The organism is Arcobacter sp. (assembly GCF_050300555.1).
GTDB lineage: Bacteria > Campylobacterota > Campylobacteria > Campylobacterales > Arcobacteraceae > Arcobacter.
This window is the reverse complement of the sequence record NZ_JBNKXY010000011.1, coordinates 1-15,503: the sequence shown is the minus strand read 5'-3', so window position 1 is coordinate 15,503 and position 15,503 is coordinate 1. Positions and strand designations below refer to the sequence as shown.

Annotated in this window: 12 protein-coding genes and 1 pseudogene; 11 read left to right on the top strand and 2 right to left on the bottom strand. The window is 29.2% G+C overall.

Annotation, left to right across the window (positions count from 1 at the left end; translation table 11 throughout):
* Positions 1-2: 2 nt before the first annotated feature.
* On the bottom strand, positions 3-791 hold the full coding sequence (locus ACQY5W_RS09255; RefSeq protein ID WP_428024675.1) for a DUF3108 domain-containing protein: 789 nt from the start codon (positions 789-791) through the stop codon (positions 3-5).
* A 74-nt stretch (positions 792-865) separates the two neighbouring features.
* On the opposite strand from ACQY5W_RS09255, the gene yddG reads away from it, so the two are divergent.
* Entirely contained in the window at positions 866-1,756 is an 891-nt protein-coding gene (gene yddG / locus ACQY5W_RS09250) for an aromatic amino acid exporter YddG (RefSeq protein ID WP_428024674.1), read from the top strand.
* On the opposite strand, the gene ACQY5W_RS09245 is transcribed toward yddG, so the two are convergent.
* Positions 1,746-2,150, bottom strand: coding sequence for a YiiD C-terminal domain-containing protein (locus ACQY5W_RS09245; RefSeq protein ID WP_428024752.1), 405 nt, complete (start codon positions 2,148-2,150; stop codon positions 1,746-1,748). The genes yddG and ACQY5W_RS09245 overlap by 11 nt on opposite strands.
* Before the next feature lie 414 nt (positions 2,151-2,564).
* On the opposite strand from ACQY5W_RS09245, the gene ACQY5W_RS09240 reads away from it, so the two are divergent.
* The 10 genes and pseudogenes from ACQY5W_RS09240 to ACQY5W_RS09195 all read left to right on the top strand — a co-directional run.
* Positions 2,565-5,138: a bifunctional aconitate hydratase 2/2-methylisocitrate dehydratase gene (locus ACQY5W_RS09240; RefSeq protein WP_428024673.1), complete on the top strand. Its 2,574-nt coding sequence runs from the start codon at positions 2,565-2,567 to the stop codon at positions 5,136-5,138.
* 124 nt (positions 5,139-5,262) lie between these two features.
* Positions 5,263-5,859 carry a TetR/AcrR family transcriptional regulator gene (locus ACQY5W_RS09235; protein WP_428024672.1) on the top strand — a complete coding sequence of 199 codons (597 nt, stop codon included), beginning with the start codon at positions 5,263-5,265 and terminating at the stop codon, positions 5,857-5,859.
* The gene (locus tag ACQY5W_RS09230) at positions 5,852-6,769 is read left to right on the top strand and encodes a Ni/Fe hydrogenase (RefSeq protein WP_428024671.1); all 918 of its coding nucleotides are present in this window, start codon (positions 5,852-5,854) and stop codon (positions 6,767-6,769) included. Before ACQY5W_RS09235 ends, ACQY5W_RS09230 begins: the two co-directional genes overlap by 8 nt.
* The gene (locus ACQY5W_RS09225) at positions 6,766-8,118 is read left to right on the top strand and encodes a nickel-dependent hydrogenase large subunit (protein WP_428024670.1); all 1,353 of its coding nucleotides are present in this window, start codon (positions 6,766-6,768) and stop codon (positions 8,116-8,118) included. Before ACQY5W_RS09230 ends, ACQY5W_RS09225 begins: the two co-directional genes overlap by 4 nt.
* A 279-nt stretch (positions 8,119-8,397) precedes the next feature.
* Positions 8,398-9,645 carry a hydrogenase small subunit gene (locus tag ACQY5W_RS09220; protein WP_428024669.1) on the top strand — a complete coding sequence of 416 codons (1,248 nt, stop codon included), beginning with the start codon at positions 8,398-8,400 and terminating at the stop codon, positions 9,643-9,645.
* Positions 9,645-11,381, top strand: a complete 1,737-nt coding sequence (locus tag ACQY5W_RS09215) for a nickel-dependent hydrogenase large subunit (RefSeq protein WP_428024668.1) — start codon at positions 9,645-9,647, stop codon at positions 11,379-11,381. Before ACQY5W_RS09220 ends, ACQY5W_RS09215 begins: the two co-directional genes overlap by 1 nt.
* 19 nt (positions 11,382-11,400) lie before the next feature.
* Complete coding sequence (locus ACQY5W_RS09210; RefSeq protein WP_428024751.1) at positions 11,401-12,087, top strand: cytochrome b/b6 domain-containing protein; 687 nt, start codon at positions 11,401-11,403, stop codon at positions 12,085-12,087.
* A 108-nt stretch (positions 12,088-12,195) separates the two neighbouring features.
* Entirely contained in the window at positions 12,196-12,771 is a 576-nt protein-coding gene (locus ACQY5W_RS09205; protein WP_428024667.1) for a HyaD/HybD family hydrogenase maturation endopeptidase, read from the top strand.
* The gene (locus tag ACQY5W_RS09200; protein WP_428024666.1) at positions 12,768-14,306 is read left to right on the top strand and encodes a hypothetical protein; all 1,539 of its coding nucleotides are present in this window, start codon (positions 12,768-12,770) and stop codon (positions 14,304-14,306) included. The genes ACQY5W_RS09205 and ACQY5W_RS09200 overlap by 4 nt, the downstream gene beginning before the upstream one ends.
* Before the next feature lie 183 nt (positions 14,307-14,489).
* Positions 14,490-15,503: pseudogene (locus tag ACQY5W_RS09195) on the top strand (hypothetical protein); the annotation flags it as partial.

Below are 15,503 nucleotides of genomic sequence, written 5' to 3'. Positions count from 1 at the left end.
CACTATCCTTTATTAATTTTAAAATTTATCATTTCACCTGTAATATCACCAAAAATAAGAACATCTTTTAACACTGCTTTATCACAAAAACCTTCTTGATTTAAAGATATAAAAAGCTCTCCATTTGAACTTGAAAATATCTTTTGATGAACTGATACAATAAATTTTTTATTTTTAGTATTTAATGACTTTTCTAACTCTTTATAAGCTTCATTTTTTGGAATTATTATATCAAGTTTTCCATTTTCTTTATTTGCACCAATAGCTTTAAAAGTATAATTATTTCCTTTTTCAAAACTAGGAACTACTTGTGTAATATTAAAAAAAAGTGATAATAAATCATTTTGTGCAAAAAAATTAGAAAATTCTTTTGAACTATTTTCTTCCCATGTCTTTATTTTTTGAAAGTCTTCATTATATTTTGTGATTAATTTTTTTTCATATATTTCAAGGGTGATTTGATTTTTTTTATAATCAAAGGTATAAGTTTTTTTTCTTTTTTTATAGTCATTATTGGTTATTGTGATATATTTATTTGGAATAAGTAAGTTATTTTTTATAATTCCATAACTTTCATAAAACTCTTCTTTATTACTACTTAAAAACTTTGCAAAGCCTGTTGCAAAAGCATGGACTTTTATTTTATAAGTTTTATCTTCAAAAACTTCAAGGGTAGTTTTTGCAACTCCTAATTCGCCAAATATTCCATAACTTATTTTGTAGGTTGCTGTTATGGTTTTAGCATTTAAAAGTACAGATAAAAAAAGTAAAAGAATAAGGATTTTTTTCATAAATTGATTATATCACACAATGTTTTATACTTTTTTATAATAAAATCTATTTTTATTTTATATTAGGATTAAAAATGCAACAAACAAAAGGTAATATTTTAGGTTTACTAACAATTTTTTTATGGTCAACACTAGCTCTTTTTACAGTTTATTCTGGGAATATTCCACCTTTTGAACTTTTAAGTATATCTTTTTTTATTGCTTCAATAATTGGACTTTTAATGTTAAAAAAACAAAAAAGAAGTTTATCTAGTTTAAAAGACATACCACTTAAAGCTTATATAATTGGGGTTAGTGGATTATTTGGATATCATTTTTTTTATTTTTTGGCAATTAAAAATGCACCAGCTGTTGAAGCAAATTTATTGAATTATTTATGGCCTTTACTTATTGTTCTTTTTTCAGCATTTTTACCAAATGAAAAGTTAAAGTGGTTTCATATTCTTGGTACTATATTAGCTTTAATTGGAGCTTTTTTACTTGTATTAAAAGATGGAAGCTTAGAGTTTGACTCAAAATATACTTTAGGCTATCTTTTTGCACTTATAGCTGCACTTATTTGGTCAAGTTATTCTGTTATATCTAAAACATTAACCCACGTACCAACATTTGCAGTAACTGGCTTTTGTATTATAACTGCTGTATTTTCTTTTATCGCACATTTGATTTTTGAACAAACAATAACTCCAAATTTAGTAGAGTTACTAGCTGCAGTTATGTTGGGATTGGGTCCTGTTGGTGGAGCATTTTATTTATGGGATTTTGCACTTAAAAATGGTGATATTAAGATACTTGGTTCTCTTGCATATTTAGCACCACTTTTGTCAACTTTAATATTAGTATTAGTTGGAGTATCAAAAATGACAACTTCAATTGCTTTTGCTTGTTTATTTATTATTTTAGGGTCTATTATTAGTTCAAAGCAGTATTTAAAAATAATAACAAATTTGATTTTTAAGTCTTAATTACATAAACACCTTGGAAATCAACACATACTTTTCCATCTTCTATAACTTGGGCATGAATTTTAATTGAACCACTACCTTTTATTTCAAGTTTTGATTCTAAACTTTTTAGTTCTTCTTCGCTTGGAATAAATGTAGTACAAATAATATCTTTGATAACTGGTCTTATAAATTTTGTTTCATTTTTAAATATAACAATATTTGGATTTTCTAGATTAAGTTTTTTTGATAAATAATAAGCCAAACACCATGATGACATAATTGTTATACTATTTAAACTTCCTCCAAAAGCTGTACCTTTATCATTGATATTTATATCAAGTGGAGCTGTTGTAATTAGACAACTATTATCTATACTTTTTAGTTTTAGTTGCATCAATTTGGTTATTGGGATTTGAGTATGTTATCTCTTTTATAATCACTTTTTACCTTATGTTTTTTGTTTAGATTTTATTTTATCATATATTTCATATGCTTAATTACAAAAAAACAATGGAAATGTATTTTTTAATTATACTTTTTAAATAAAGTATAAAATAAAATAAATATGTACAGAAATTGTACATAATACTTATGAAAGGAACAAAATAAAGACATATTGAAAAACAACTAATTTTAAAAATTAGTACAATTTAAGAAAAAATCACTCTTTTGAAAATACGATATTATCGGCTCTTAAGCTTTTTATCAGTTTTTTATGTAACTTATATATACACAAATAAAACTTGTACTACACATTCCAAGAATTGTACAATAATAAGTTAAGTGATATGATATAATTGGATTACAAATTAATTAGGAGATATATATGAGTTTAATCGCTGATTATAAAGCACATACACAAGAAAGACTTAATGAAGGTGGTCTTCCTCCATTGGCATTAACTGCTGATCAAACTGCACAATTAGTGGAAGTTTTAAAAGCAAATACAGCTGATGCAGATTATGCCTTAGAATTATTTAAAAATAAAGTTAACCCAGGTGTTGATGATGCTGCTTATGTTAAAGCTGCATTTTTAAATGATATAGTACAAGGTAAGGCTTCATGTTCAGTTATTTCTAAAATTGATGCTCTAGAAATTTTAGGTACGATGATGGGTGGATTTAATGTTACTCCACTTGTTGAGGCATTAAAAATTGCAGAAGTTGCAGAAGCAGCGGCTGAACAATTAAAAAATACAATTTTAGTTTATGATTCATTTAATGATGTTAAAGATTTAGCAGATGCTGGAAATGCACAAGCTAAAGAAGTTATTGAGTCTTGGGCAAATGCTGAATGGTTTACTAATAAACCAGCATTAGAAGAAGAGATTACATTAACTGTTTATAAAATCCCTGGTGAAACAAATACAGATGACCTATCTCCTGCAACTGTAGCATTTACAAGAGCTGATATTCCATTACATGCAACAGCAATGTTACAATCAAGAATGGAAAAACCACTTGAAACAATGGCATCTTTAAAAGAAAAAGGTTATCCTTTAGCATATGTTGGTGATGTTGTTGGAACTGGAAGTTCTAGAAAATCAGGTATTAACTCTGTTCAATGGCATATGGGTAGAGATATCCCTGGTGTTCCTAATAAAAGAACAGGTGGTGTTGTTATTGGTTCTATTATTGCTCCAATTTTCTTCAACACTGCAGAAGATTCTGGATGTTTACCAATTCAAGCTCCAGTTGATAATTTAGAAACTGGTGATGTTATTACTGTTAAACCATACGCTGGACAAATCTTAAAAGATGGTGTAGTTGTTTCTGAATTTACTTTAGCTCCTAATACATTAACTGATGAAATGAGAGCTGGTGGAAGAATTCCATTAATTATTGGTAAAGGTTTAACTGCAAAAGCAAGAGCTGCTTTAGGTTTAGGTGCTTCTGATGTATTTGTTGCTGCTTCTCAACCAGCTGCTTCAACTACGGGTTATACTCAAGCACAAAAAATGGTAGGACGAGCTTGTGGTGTAGAAGGTGTTAAACCAGGTATGTATGTAGAGCCAATTTGTACAACTGTTGGTTCACAAGATACTACAGGACCAATGACTAGAGATGAGATTAAAGAACTTGCAGCATTATCTTTTGGTGCTGATATGGTTATGCAATCATTCTGTCACACTGCTGCTTATCCAAAACCAGCAGATATTAAATTACAACACACTTTACCAGAGTTTATTACTTCAAGAGGTGGTGTTACATTAAGACCAGGTGATGGTGTTATTCACTCTTGGTTAAATAGATTATGTTTACCAGATACAGTTGGTACTGGTGGAGATTCACACACAAGATTCCCAATTGGTATTTCATTCCCAGCTGGTTCAGGTCTTGTTGCATTTGCTGGTGTTACAGGTATGATGCCTTTAACTATGCCAGAATCTGTTCATGTTAAATTTAAAGGTGAATTACAACCAGGTATTACTTTAAGAGACTTAGTAAATGCTATTCCTTATTATGCAATTAAACAAGGATTATTAACTGTTCCTAAGAAAAACAAAAAGAATATCTTTGCTGGTAATGTAATTGAAATTTCTGGATTACCACAACTTAAAGTAGAACAAGCATTCGAATTATCAGATGCAGCAGCAGAAAGAAGTGCAGCAGCATGTTCAGTTCAATTAGATAAAGAACCAATTATCGAATACTTATCTTCAAACATCGCTTTAATCGAAAAAATGATTGAAGAGGGTTACCAAGATGCTAGAACTTTACAAAGAAGAGCTGATAAAATGAAAGAGTGGATTGCAAATCCAGAGTTATTAACTCCAGATGAAGATGCAGAATACTTAGCAACAATTGAAATTGACTTAAATGAAATTACTGAGCCAATCTTAGCTTGTCCTAACGATCCAGATGATGTTGATACTTTATCAAATATCTTAGCTGATCCAAATAGACCAACTGAAAAAATTGACGAAGTATTTGTTGGTTCTTGTATGACTAATATTGGATTATTTAGAGCTTTAGGTGAAGTTCTTAAAGGGGAAGGTCCAGTTCCAGCTAAATTATGGGTTGCTCCTCCAACAAAAATGGATCAACAACAATTAACTGAAGAAGGATACTATGCAGTATTTGGAGCAGCAGGTGCTAGAATGGAAATCCCTGGATGTTCTTTATGTATGGGTAACCAAGCAAACGTTGCTCAAGGTGCAGTTGTATTTAGTACATCTACAAGAAACTTTGACAATAGACTTGGAAAAGACTCTAAAGTTTACTTAGGTTCTGCAGAAGTTGCAGCACTTGCAGCACTTTTAGGAAGACTTCCAACTAAAGAAGAGTATTTAGATATGGTTCCTAAAAAAATCACTCCTGAAAAAAGAGATGATATTTATAAATATTTAAATTTCCACTTATTATCAGGTGAAGAATTAACTAATTTAGTTCACTCTTAATAGATAAAAACTCAAGCAATTCTGCTTGAGTTTTTTACTTTATACTTCCAATCCCTTTATATTCATTTATAATTAACATATTTTTTAATATCATATATCCATTATTAAATCAAGGTAAAGAAATATGTCTGTTAAAGAAGATAAAAAAAATAATATAATTAAAAATTCATTAAAATTATTTGCAAAAAAAGGTTTTTATAATACTACTATTCCTGATATTGCAAAAGCAATGAGTATGAGTGTTGGAAATATGTATAACTATTTTAGCTCAAAAGAAGAGTTAGCAAAGGTTGCCATTAAATACTCTACTAATATTCTTGCTGATGACTTACGAAAAATCAATAATATGAACATTACTTCAAAAGAAAAATTGTTTTTATTTGTAAAAAATTATCTAACAAATGTAAAAAATTCTCCTGAAGTAATTGAGTATTTTTTAAGGGTTTATTTATCAAATAGAGAAGTTTTTAAAGATGGATGTGAAGGTTTTTTATGTGTAGGTGAGTTTGTAACTGAAGTAATGATTTTACTTGATGATGGGGCACAAAATAAAGAGTTTAGAGAACAAGAGTTTTTTCCTGCGTTTGGTATGTTAATGGGAAGTTTAGGTGGATTTGCCTTTATGAATGGAGAGAATGTTTTAGATAAAGATTTACTTGAATATTCTGATGCAATTGCCCAAAATTTATATAGAGCCCTAAAATATGATGAAAATGAGTAAGGCAATTTTGCCAAAAGTTGTTTGGCTTCAGGGAATTACTTGCAATGGTAATACTCACTCCTTTTTATCTTCAAGTGCAGCAAGATTTGAACAGTTTAATAATAATTTTGATTTGATATATCATCCTAGTCTAAGTGTTGATATAAGCCTTGAAGATATTTTGCTATCAGAAGATAGAATTGATTATTTGTTAGTGGAAGGTGCAATAACAAATGATGAATTCTATTTTTCAATATCAGACAAAAAAATTTCAGATATATTAAATAAATTAGTTACAAAATCAAAATTTGTTATTGCAGTTGGTTCTTGTGCTTCATATGGTGGTATTCATGCAAGATTTGAGGATAATAAAGATATCGCAGGTATAAAAGATTATATCACAAAAGAAAATTTATCTTTACTTTCCCATGAAATTATAAATTTAACAGGTTGTCCAGTACATCCTGAATGGATATTACAAACACTGTTTACTTTAAAATTTAATGGTTCAATTATTCTTGATGATAAATCACGACCAATTGAAATTTATGGTGGATTAGCACATCATGGATGTACAAGAAATGAGTATTTTGAATGGAAAGTTGAAGCAAAATCTTTAGGACTAAAAGAGGGATGTCTGTTTTACAACGATGGTTGTAGAGGTCCAATGACTCATTCAAATTGTAACAAAATACTTTGGAATGATGTTAGTAGTAAAACTAGAATTGGGATGCCATGTATTGGTTGTACAGAGTATGATTTTCCAAGGCTTAATATGTTTGAAACTAAAAAGCATATTGGAATACCTTATGAACCACCTCTAGGTATTCCCAAAAGAGCATATTTATCTATAACAGGTGTTGCAAAAACTTTTACGATACCAAGATTAAATCAAAGATTAAATAGATTTGATGAAAGTAATTTAAAATGAAAACTATTGATATAATTGAGCGAATCGAAGGTGAAGCAAAACTTAGTTTAACATGGCGAAATGATAGAGTAAATGATGCAAGTATAGATTTTCTAAACTTTAGAGGATTTGAGTATATATTAGAAAATAAACCAATACTGGATGCTTTAGTTTATACACCTAGAATATGTGGAATTTGTGGACAAGCTCATCTTTTAGCAACTGTTAATGCTTTAGAAAACTTATATAAAAATGTAGGAATTGAATTAGAAATAACAAATAAGGCTAAGATTTTAAGAGAATTAGGCTTAATCATTGAAATAATAGATTCTCATATCAAATGGTTTTATATGTTTATTATGCCTGATGTAATAAGCCAATCAAAGAAAGATTATACTGGTTATACTCCTTTAAAGGGAGAAAAGTGGCTAGAAGCTCAAAAAGTAGCTAGTGATACAATAAAAGCTTTGGCTATTTATGCAGGACAGTGGCCACATACTTCTTATATGGTTCCAGGTGGAGTTGTAAGTGATCCAACACTTTTGGATATAGTTACTTGTGAAAATTACCTTGACCAAACTTTAAAATATTTTGAAAAAAGTATTGCAGGTATTAGTATAGATAATTATTTATCTTTAAAGAAATATGATGAAATAGATAAATTGTCATCTTCTTTGGGAGATTTTTGTCAAATAGCTTTTGAAACAAAATTAGAACAAATTGGAAAATCCCATAATAGACATATTGTATTAGCAAATATGTTCGGTCTTGAATCAGGTATTCACAAACATAGAATATCAAGAAAAATTGATTTAGATAAAATTATAGAACACGATGAGTTTACTTTTAAAAAAAATAAAAAAAATGATAAAAAAGCTCATACTTGGTCAAAATCAGTTCAGTATAATGAAGAGTTTTATGAAGTTGGTCCACTTTCAAGGGCAATTATAAATAAAAAAGAGTTTATAAAAGAGATACATAAAAAATATGATGATTCTGTGTTTACAAGGGTTATGGCAAGAGTTGATGAAATTGCCCATTTATTAGTTTATAGTAAAAAACTCATTAAACAAATAAATATTAGTGAGGAGTCATATATCAAACCAAAAATCGATATCAGAAATATTGATGAAGCTATTGCAACATCAGTTGTGGAAGCTTGTAGAGGTTCTTTGATTCATACAGTTGGTATAAAAAAGGGTAAAATTATAAAGTATGATGTCATTACTCCCACTGTTTGGAATTTAGGTCCAAAACATAAAAAAGAACTAGGTATTGCTCAAAAGGCAATTATTGGTTCTAAATCACTTGAAGAAGCTAAAATTATTTTACGTTCATTTGACGTTTGTTCGGTGTGCACTACTCATTAGTGAATAATCATTCATAAAATAGAGTACTTTTGTAACAATATTAAAAAATTGTTAAATTTTTATATTACTTATGTATTTTTAGTATAAAATATTAAAAGCTACCATATTATCGATTTACTTATTAAAATAAGAATATAAAAACAAATAAATAAATCTCAAAATGCTACGTAAATGCTATTTTACCGATATTTCTGATATTTCATATAAGTTCTGTTTAAGTTTATAAAAGTTAAATTACGTTAATAAATGAACATTCATTTTAATAAAAAAGGAGAACATATGGCATACGATTCTCAGGAGATGGTTAAAAAAGTCTTTAACCAAAACTCTGCAAGAGTGGATACGAACAAAGGTGAAGAGTACTACAATAGTTTGTTTGAAAAAGCAAAAACTAGACTAAGTAATCTTAGAAAACAACCTGTACTAAAAGACATCGATATGATGGAAGTAGTAGAGAGTGAAGGTGTTAATAGAAGAGATTTTATGAAGTGGGCAAGTGCTACAACTGCAACACTTATGCTTCCTCCTATGTTTACTCCTTTAGTTGCTGAAGCAACTGAACTTATGAATAGGGTTCCTGTTATTTGGATTGAGCTACAAGATTGTGCTGGAAACTCTGAAGCTCTATTAAGATCATCTGCTCCTACTGTGGATGATTTATTATTTGATGTATTATCATTAGAATTTCATGAAACAATTATGGCAGCTTCTGGTCATCAAGCTGATGCACAACTTGAAGATGCAATTGAACACTTTAAGGGTAAATATTTATTATTTGTAGAGGGGGCAATTCCTACAGCTATGAATGGTCAATATGGAACAATTGGTGCTTCTGGTGAGACTTTTCAAGAACACTTAATGAGATTATCTAGTACTGCTGCAGCTGTTGTTGCTGTAGGTTCATGTGCTACATTTGGTGGTGTTCCAGCAGCAGCTCCAAATCCAACTGGTGCAGTTGGAGTTATGGATTTAGTTAAAGGTAAGCCAGTTATTAATATCCCAGCATGTCCTGCAAACCCAGCAAATATGGTTGGAGTTGTTTTACATTTTGTTTTAACAGGTCAAGTTCCAGAACTTGATTCTTTATTAAGACCTAAATTTGCATTTGGTTATAGAATCCATGACAACTGTGAAAGAAGAGCTCACTTTGATGCTGGTGAATATGTAGAAGAGTGGGGAGATGAAGGTGCTAAAAATAACTGGTGTCTATATAAAATGGGATGTAAAGGTCCTATGACTTTTAATAACTGTTCAATCATCAGATATAATGAAGGTGCAAACTGGCCTATTGGTGTAGGACGAGGTTGTATTGGATGTTCTGAACCAGATTTCTGGGATAAATACGCATATGAAAGACCAATGGCAGATGCAAATATTAAAGCACCAACAGGTGGAGTTGAAAAAACTGTTGACCAGTTTGGACTTGGATTATTAACTGCAACTACTATTGGAATAGGTGTTCATGCTGTAGCTTCAGCAGTAGTTGGAAAAAGATCAATAAATAATGGTGAAAGTGAGGAGGCATAATGAGTAAACATATCGTAATAGATCCTATAACAAGGATTGAAGGACACTTAAGAATTGAAGCAGTAATTGATGAAAATAACGTAGTTACTGATGCTTTTAGTTCTTCTACAATGTTTAGAGGGATTGAAGAGATTTTAAAAGGTAGAGATCCTAGAGATTGTGGACTTCTTGCTATGAGAATTTGTGGAGTTTGTACTGGAACTCACTATCAAAGAAGTATTGAAGCTGTTGAGCATGCGTTTAAAGTTACTATTCCTAAAAATGCAAGAATAGTTAGAAACTTAATGCAAGGTTCTTTATATATCCATGACCATATTGTTCATTTTTATCATTTACATGCACTTGATTGGGTTGATATTACAAAAGCTTTAGAAGCAGATCCAAAAGCTGCAGTAGCTGAAGCACAAAAATGGGCAAAACTTTCAGGGCAAAGACCTTGGAATGCAAGTGAAGATGTGTTTGCAGAAGTACAGCAGCGAGTAACTAAATATGTTAAACAAGGAAGACTTGGAGTATTTGGAAATGCTTATTGGGGAAGTAAAGCTTATAAATTAACTCCTGAACAAAACTTAATAGGACTTTCACATTATTTAGACGCACTTGATTTACAAAGAGATATAGCTAAAGCACAAGCAATATTTGGAGGTAAAAATCCACATCCACAATCAATTGTTGTTGGTGGTGTTACTTGTGTTCAAGATATCAAAAATCCTGCACGTGTTGCTGAGTTTAAAGATATTATTCAAAAAGCTCAAAAATTTACAAAACAAGCATATTTACCAGATGTTTATATGGCTGGAACAATGTATGCTGATGAAGCATTAAATGGAACAGGTGGTGGTTTAGGTAACTATATGTCTTATGGTGACTTTAACTTAGATGATACACCTTTTTATGAAGCAGCTAAACTTTTCCCTTCTGGAATTGTTATGAACAAAGATTTATCAAAAGTTTATGATTTAGATCAAAGTAAAATTTCAGAAGATGTAACTCACTCTTGGTACGAAGGTAATACAAATCTACATCCATATGATGGTGTTACAAAGCCAAATTATACTGGATTTAAAGAGAAAAAAGATGGTATTGCATATCTAGATACTAAAAATAAATATTCTTGGATTAAATCTCCTTTATATAATGATAACAGAATGGAAGTTGGACCACTAGCAAGAATGATAGTAGGTGTTGCACGTGGTGATGCTAGAATTAGTAAATATGTTACAACTTTCCTTAAAAATGGAAACTTACCAGTTCAAGTTCTTTTTTCAACTGTTGGAAGAACAGCTGCACGAGCGATTGAAACAGAGTTAATGTGTGATGTTGTTATCGAATGGGCAGATGAGTTAGCTAAAAATGCTGCAGCTGGTGATTTATCAACTTGGACAGAATTTGATTTTGATAAAGTAGCTAAAGATGCTCAAGGTTATGGTATGGCTGAAGCTCCAAGAGGAGGTTTAGGTCACTGGGTTAAAATCAAAGATGGTAAAGTGGTAAATTATCAAGCAGTAGTTCCTTCAACTTGGAATGCAGCACCTAAAGATTATAAAAATAGAATGGGTGCTTATGAAGCTTCTTTAGTTGGTACAAAAGTTGTTGATGCAAATATGCCATTAGAGATTTTAAGAACAATCCATAGTTTTGACCCATGTATTGCTTGTGCTGTGCATATAGTTGATACTAAAGGTAAAGAATTAGGGGTTTATAAAATAGATCCAACAGGAGTATGCCGTGCCTAATTTTGATCGGGTTGAGAGAATGACTCCAATCATGCGAATAATTCATTTATCGAATATTATTTGTATGATTGTTGCAGTTATAACCGGGCTTTATATAGGTCATCCATATTATCAAACATTTATTGCAGACCCTGCAGTTGATAAATATGTGATGGCATGGAATAGATGGGGACATTTTGTTGTTGCTATTATTTTTGATGTAACAGCAATTTTAATTGGTTATTTATATCTATTTTCTAGATTTGAAAAACCATATAAAAAGATTTTACCAACAAAGAAAAACTTCATTGAGTTTTGTGAAGTCTTCTTTAACTTAATTACTTTTAATAGAAGAAAAAAGTTTGATTCAACATATAGTGATAGTTATAATATTATGTTTTTCACACTTTTCCATATATTATTAGTATTTATGCTTTTAACTGGACTTCAATTATATGTACATGGATTAGCTTCAGGACATAGCTCTATTGGAGCTTGGTGGCCTTGGCTTTTACATTTCGCTACTGATTGGACTTTAGAAGTATTTGGTGGAAATATGGGAGTTAGAATTGCACATCATACAGCAATGTATATTTTATTGATGTGGGTAATGTCTCATATTTATTATCAAATTTGGAGAACAATTTTCTGGAGAGAAGGTGATATCAATATTGCATTTGGTGGAACAAAATTTATAAATAAAAAAGCTAATTCTCAAAATAAATAGAACTTAAAGGATATGGTACTTGCCATATCCTTTTACCTTACCCTAATATATCCACAAGTAAAATGTACTTTTGTTTTTGAATGTATTAAATAAATGTGAAGGCTATATATGAAAAATATTGTAATTGGTGTTGGAAACTTACTTTTTAAAGATGAGGGTGTAGGTATTTTAGCTGCAAAGTATTTGGAAGAAAACTATGAGTTTGAAGGTGATTTAGAGATTATTGATGGTGGAACTTTAGGTTTTAAACTTATGACATATTTCCAAGAGTATGATAATGTTATTATTTTAGATACGGTTTCAATAGAAGATAAGGCAGGAGATATTTTTAGACTTCCTTCAGATGTATTATTAGGTCTTGGACAATATAGAAAAACTGCCCATGAAGTAGAAATTGTTGAGATGTTAGAGATATGTTCTGTTTTAGATAAGCATGCTGAAGTTACAATCATAGGAATTATTCCTGAAGATATACAAAGTGTTCAAATTGGACTTACGAAAACTATTGAAGAGAAGTTTATTGGACTTATAAATCAAGCAATTATTGATGTGGAAAACTTAGGAATAAAAGTAAGTAAAAAAGCTGAACAAAAATCTATTGCTCAGATTTGTAAAGGACTTTTAGGTTCATATAATGATGATTTTGATGACAGAATCCCAAATGAAGAGGATACCACAAGATGAAGCTATTTTATAAAATAGAGTTCAATAGCACTAATTTATATTATAAACATATTCTTGAAAATCTAGTAAAAGATAATGGAATTAATGCAAGTATAAAACAGTATAAAGGTTTTATTTTAATTATTTGTGATGATAGTGAAGAAAAAATCGAAGAGTTTTTTACTTTTTTAGGTGAGAACTTACCTTTATCAATCTTTTTAGGAAAATCATATGTTATTGATAGTTTTGATGAATCTTTAGAAGAGTTAGAAGATAAAAATATTCTTCAAAATGTTTCTATGTACACTAACAAAGATATACTAAATATAATAAAAGAGAATGAAAATATTGATTTTTCAAATGATATAAAAAAAATAAAAGAGGGTAAAGTCTCAAAAATAGAAACGCATAACGGTTTTAAAGACCTCTTTTTGCCATCGAAAAGTTTAAGAGAAGAGTTTGAATCAAATAATTTTGAAGTTAAGCTTTTCGTTTGTAATTTAAATAAATTATCAGAATTAGTTGCTGTAAATCAAAAAGATTTACAATTACTTTGTTCTATTGAAAGACCTTTAGTTAAATTAAAATTCAATATTCTAAAAAATGAAAATAAAGAGTATTCAAAAACAAATTTTATTTATGTAAAATTACCTGATGATAAAGAGACAATTCTTTTTGCTAGTGCTTTACAAAAAGAGGGAATTGATTATTTGCTTTATGCAAAAGAAGAGAGTTTGCAAGATGGACTAAAAATTACATATATTAAAGAAGATAATTTAATTATAAGAGGTGAAAAATCTCTTTTCCCAAGATATGATTATAATTTGGATAAAAAATATAATAGTTCAAAAGAGTTTTTTGATGATAATGGTGGAGTGATAAAAGCAACACTTGTTTCTCGAAATAAAAGAATTAAACCAAGTATTGCTGTGTATTTTTCATATGCTAGTAACAATAGTACAATTTCAGTAAATGTACCAGGAAAAGGTTTAAAAGATATTATTTCTATTCCAAATATTATTTGTGATGTAAATAATGCCCTAGATGAGATTTCAGTAATTGATGAAAATACTTCTAGATTGGTTGAAAATTATAAAAAGAAATTTCCTCAATATTTTGAAAAAGATTTAAAAAATAAAGATGCCAATGGCTTTGAAGCAATTTTAAATCTTACTGCATATATCTTAGGTATGGAAGATTATATAGAGTTTGAAGATGATGCTTTTTTATATAATGCAAAAAGTGGTATTCAAATAGATATGAAATTAGTAAAAGTGGATGGAATTAACTATTTAGATTATAGAAGAGTTGTACAAAGTATTATGAGTTATAAAATGGCTGATGTAAATAATAGAATGTTAGCTTACTCTTTTTACGAAAGTCTTAGTGATTTTATAAAAGATAATATAACAAAAATAAATAGTGAGTTAAATGCAAAAGATTTAGTTTTATGTGGAGATATGTTTGCAAATAATATTTTATTATCAAAGGTAATTGATGGCTTAAATAAGAGCTTTGATATTATATTACCTAAAGATACTGCATTAGATTATTAGAGAAATAATATTAGATTTTATTATTTCTCTTATATACGTTATATTCTATAAGAATTTAGAATTATAATTTAATAAATATCATAAAAAATTATAATATATGACCAAATTGTGACCAATATATGACTAATATATGACCACCATTTTGCTAGAATATCTTCAAAATACAGTCATAGGAGAGTTTGGATGTTTGGAAATATAAAGATAAAATTTAAATTAATGATTTTATCTGGATTGGCAATATTGGGATTGATTATTTTAGGTATATTATTAAATACCTTTATAAGCAATGTGCAACAATTAGATAATGCAGTTACTATAATACAAAAGCTTAATGGTGATATGCTAACATTAAGACGAGATGAAAAGGACTTTTTAGCCAGAAATGATTTAAAGTATAAAAAAGAGTTTGATAAAGATGTAAAAGCTTTATATGCTAATACAGCAAAATTAAAAGATATTTTCACTTTACATGGTATTTATACTACCAATGTTGTTGCATTTGAAAAAACAATCAATGAGTATCAAAATATTTTTTCTACTGTAGTAGCAAAACAACAACAAATAGGGTTAAATCCAGAAGATGGTTTGTATGGTGAGTTAAGAAAAGCAGTTCACGATGTAGAAAATTTTGCAAAAAAACAGAACAATGATGCTCTTCTTGCAGATGTTTATAATCTAAGAAAACAAGAAAAAGATTTTATGCTTAGACGAGATATGAAATATGTTGATAAGTTTAAAACAAGAATAAGTGAATTACTTCCTTTAGTTAATTCTGATATGAGAGTTCATTTAGAAGCTTACAGTCAAAATTTTTTAGCTTTAGTTAAAGTTGAAAATGAAATAGGATTGAGTAGTAAAGAGGGTATTTTAGGTAATATGAGACAAACTGTTCATAGTACAGAACAGTTATTACAAACAATGACAGAACATACTTTAAAAGAAGTTGATGTGGAGGTAAGTTCTTCAAAAAATATTGCTAATGTAATATCTGTAGTAATTATAGGATTGATTATAGGTATTTCATTTTTAATTATAAATAATATTTTAACTGCATTGACTAATTTTCAAGGTGGTTTGTTATCGTTTTTTGCATATTTAAATAGAGAAGCAAGCCATACAGAGATGCTAAAAGAAGAAGGAAACGATGAATTTGCTCAAATGGCAAAAGTAGTAAACGAAAATATAGTAAAAACAAAG

Excerpts from the sequence above, each read along its gene's own strand:
- ACQY5W_RS09255 (WP_428024675.1), bottom strand. The coding sequence starts at position 791 with ATGAAAAAAATCCTTATTCTTTTACTTTTTTTATCTGTACTTTTAAAT.
- yddG (WP_428024674.1), top strand. The coding sequence starts at position 866 with ATGCAACAAACAAAAGGTAATATTTTAGGTTTACTAACAATTTTTTTA.
- ACQY5W_RS09240 (WP_428024673.1), top strand. The coding sequence starts at position 2,565 with ATGAGTTTAATCGCTGATTATAAAGCACATACACAAGAAAGACTTAAT.
- ACQY5W_RS09235 (WP_428024672.1), top strand. The coding sequence starts at position 5,263 with ATGTCTGTTAAAGAAGATAAAAAAAATAATATAATTAAAAATTCATTA.
- ACQY5W_RS09230 (WP_428024671.1), top strand. The coding sequence starts at position 5,852 with ATGAGTAAGGCAATTTTGCCAAAAGTTGTTTGGCTTCAGGGAATTACT.
- ACQY5W_RS09225 (WP_428024670.1), top strand. The coding sequence starts at position 6,766 with ATGAAAACTATTGATATAATTGAGCGAATCGAAGGTGAAGCAAAACTT.
- ACQY5W_RS09220 (WP_428024669.1), top strand. The coding sequence starts at position 8,398 with ATGGCATACGATTCTCAGGAGATGGTTAAAAAAGTCTTTAACCAAAAC.
- ACQY5W_RS09215 (WP_428024668.1), top strand. The coding sequence starts at position 9,645 with ATGAGTAAACATATCGTAATAGATCCTATAACAAGGATTGAAGGACAC.
- ACQY5W_RS09210 (WP_428024751.1), top strand. The coding sequence starts at position 11,401 with ATGACTCCAATCATGCGAATAATTCATTTATCGAATATTATTTGTATG.
- ACQY5W_RS09205 (WP_428024667.1), top strand. The coding sequence starts at position 12,196 with ATGAAAAATATTGTAATTGGTGTTGGAAACTTACTTTTTAAAGATGAG.
- ACQY5W_RS09200 (WP_428024666.1), top strand. The coding sequence starts at position 12,768 with ATGAAGCTATTTTATAAAATAGAGTTCAATAGCACTAATTTATATTAT.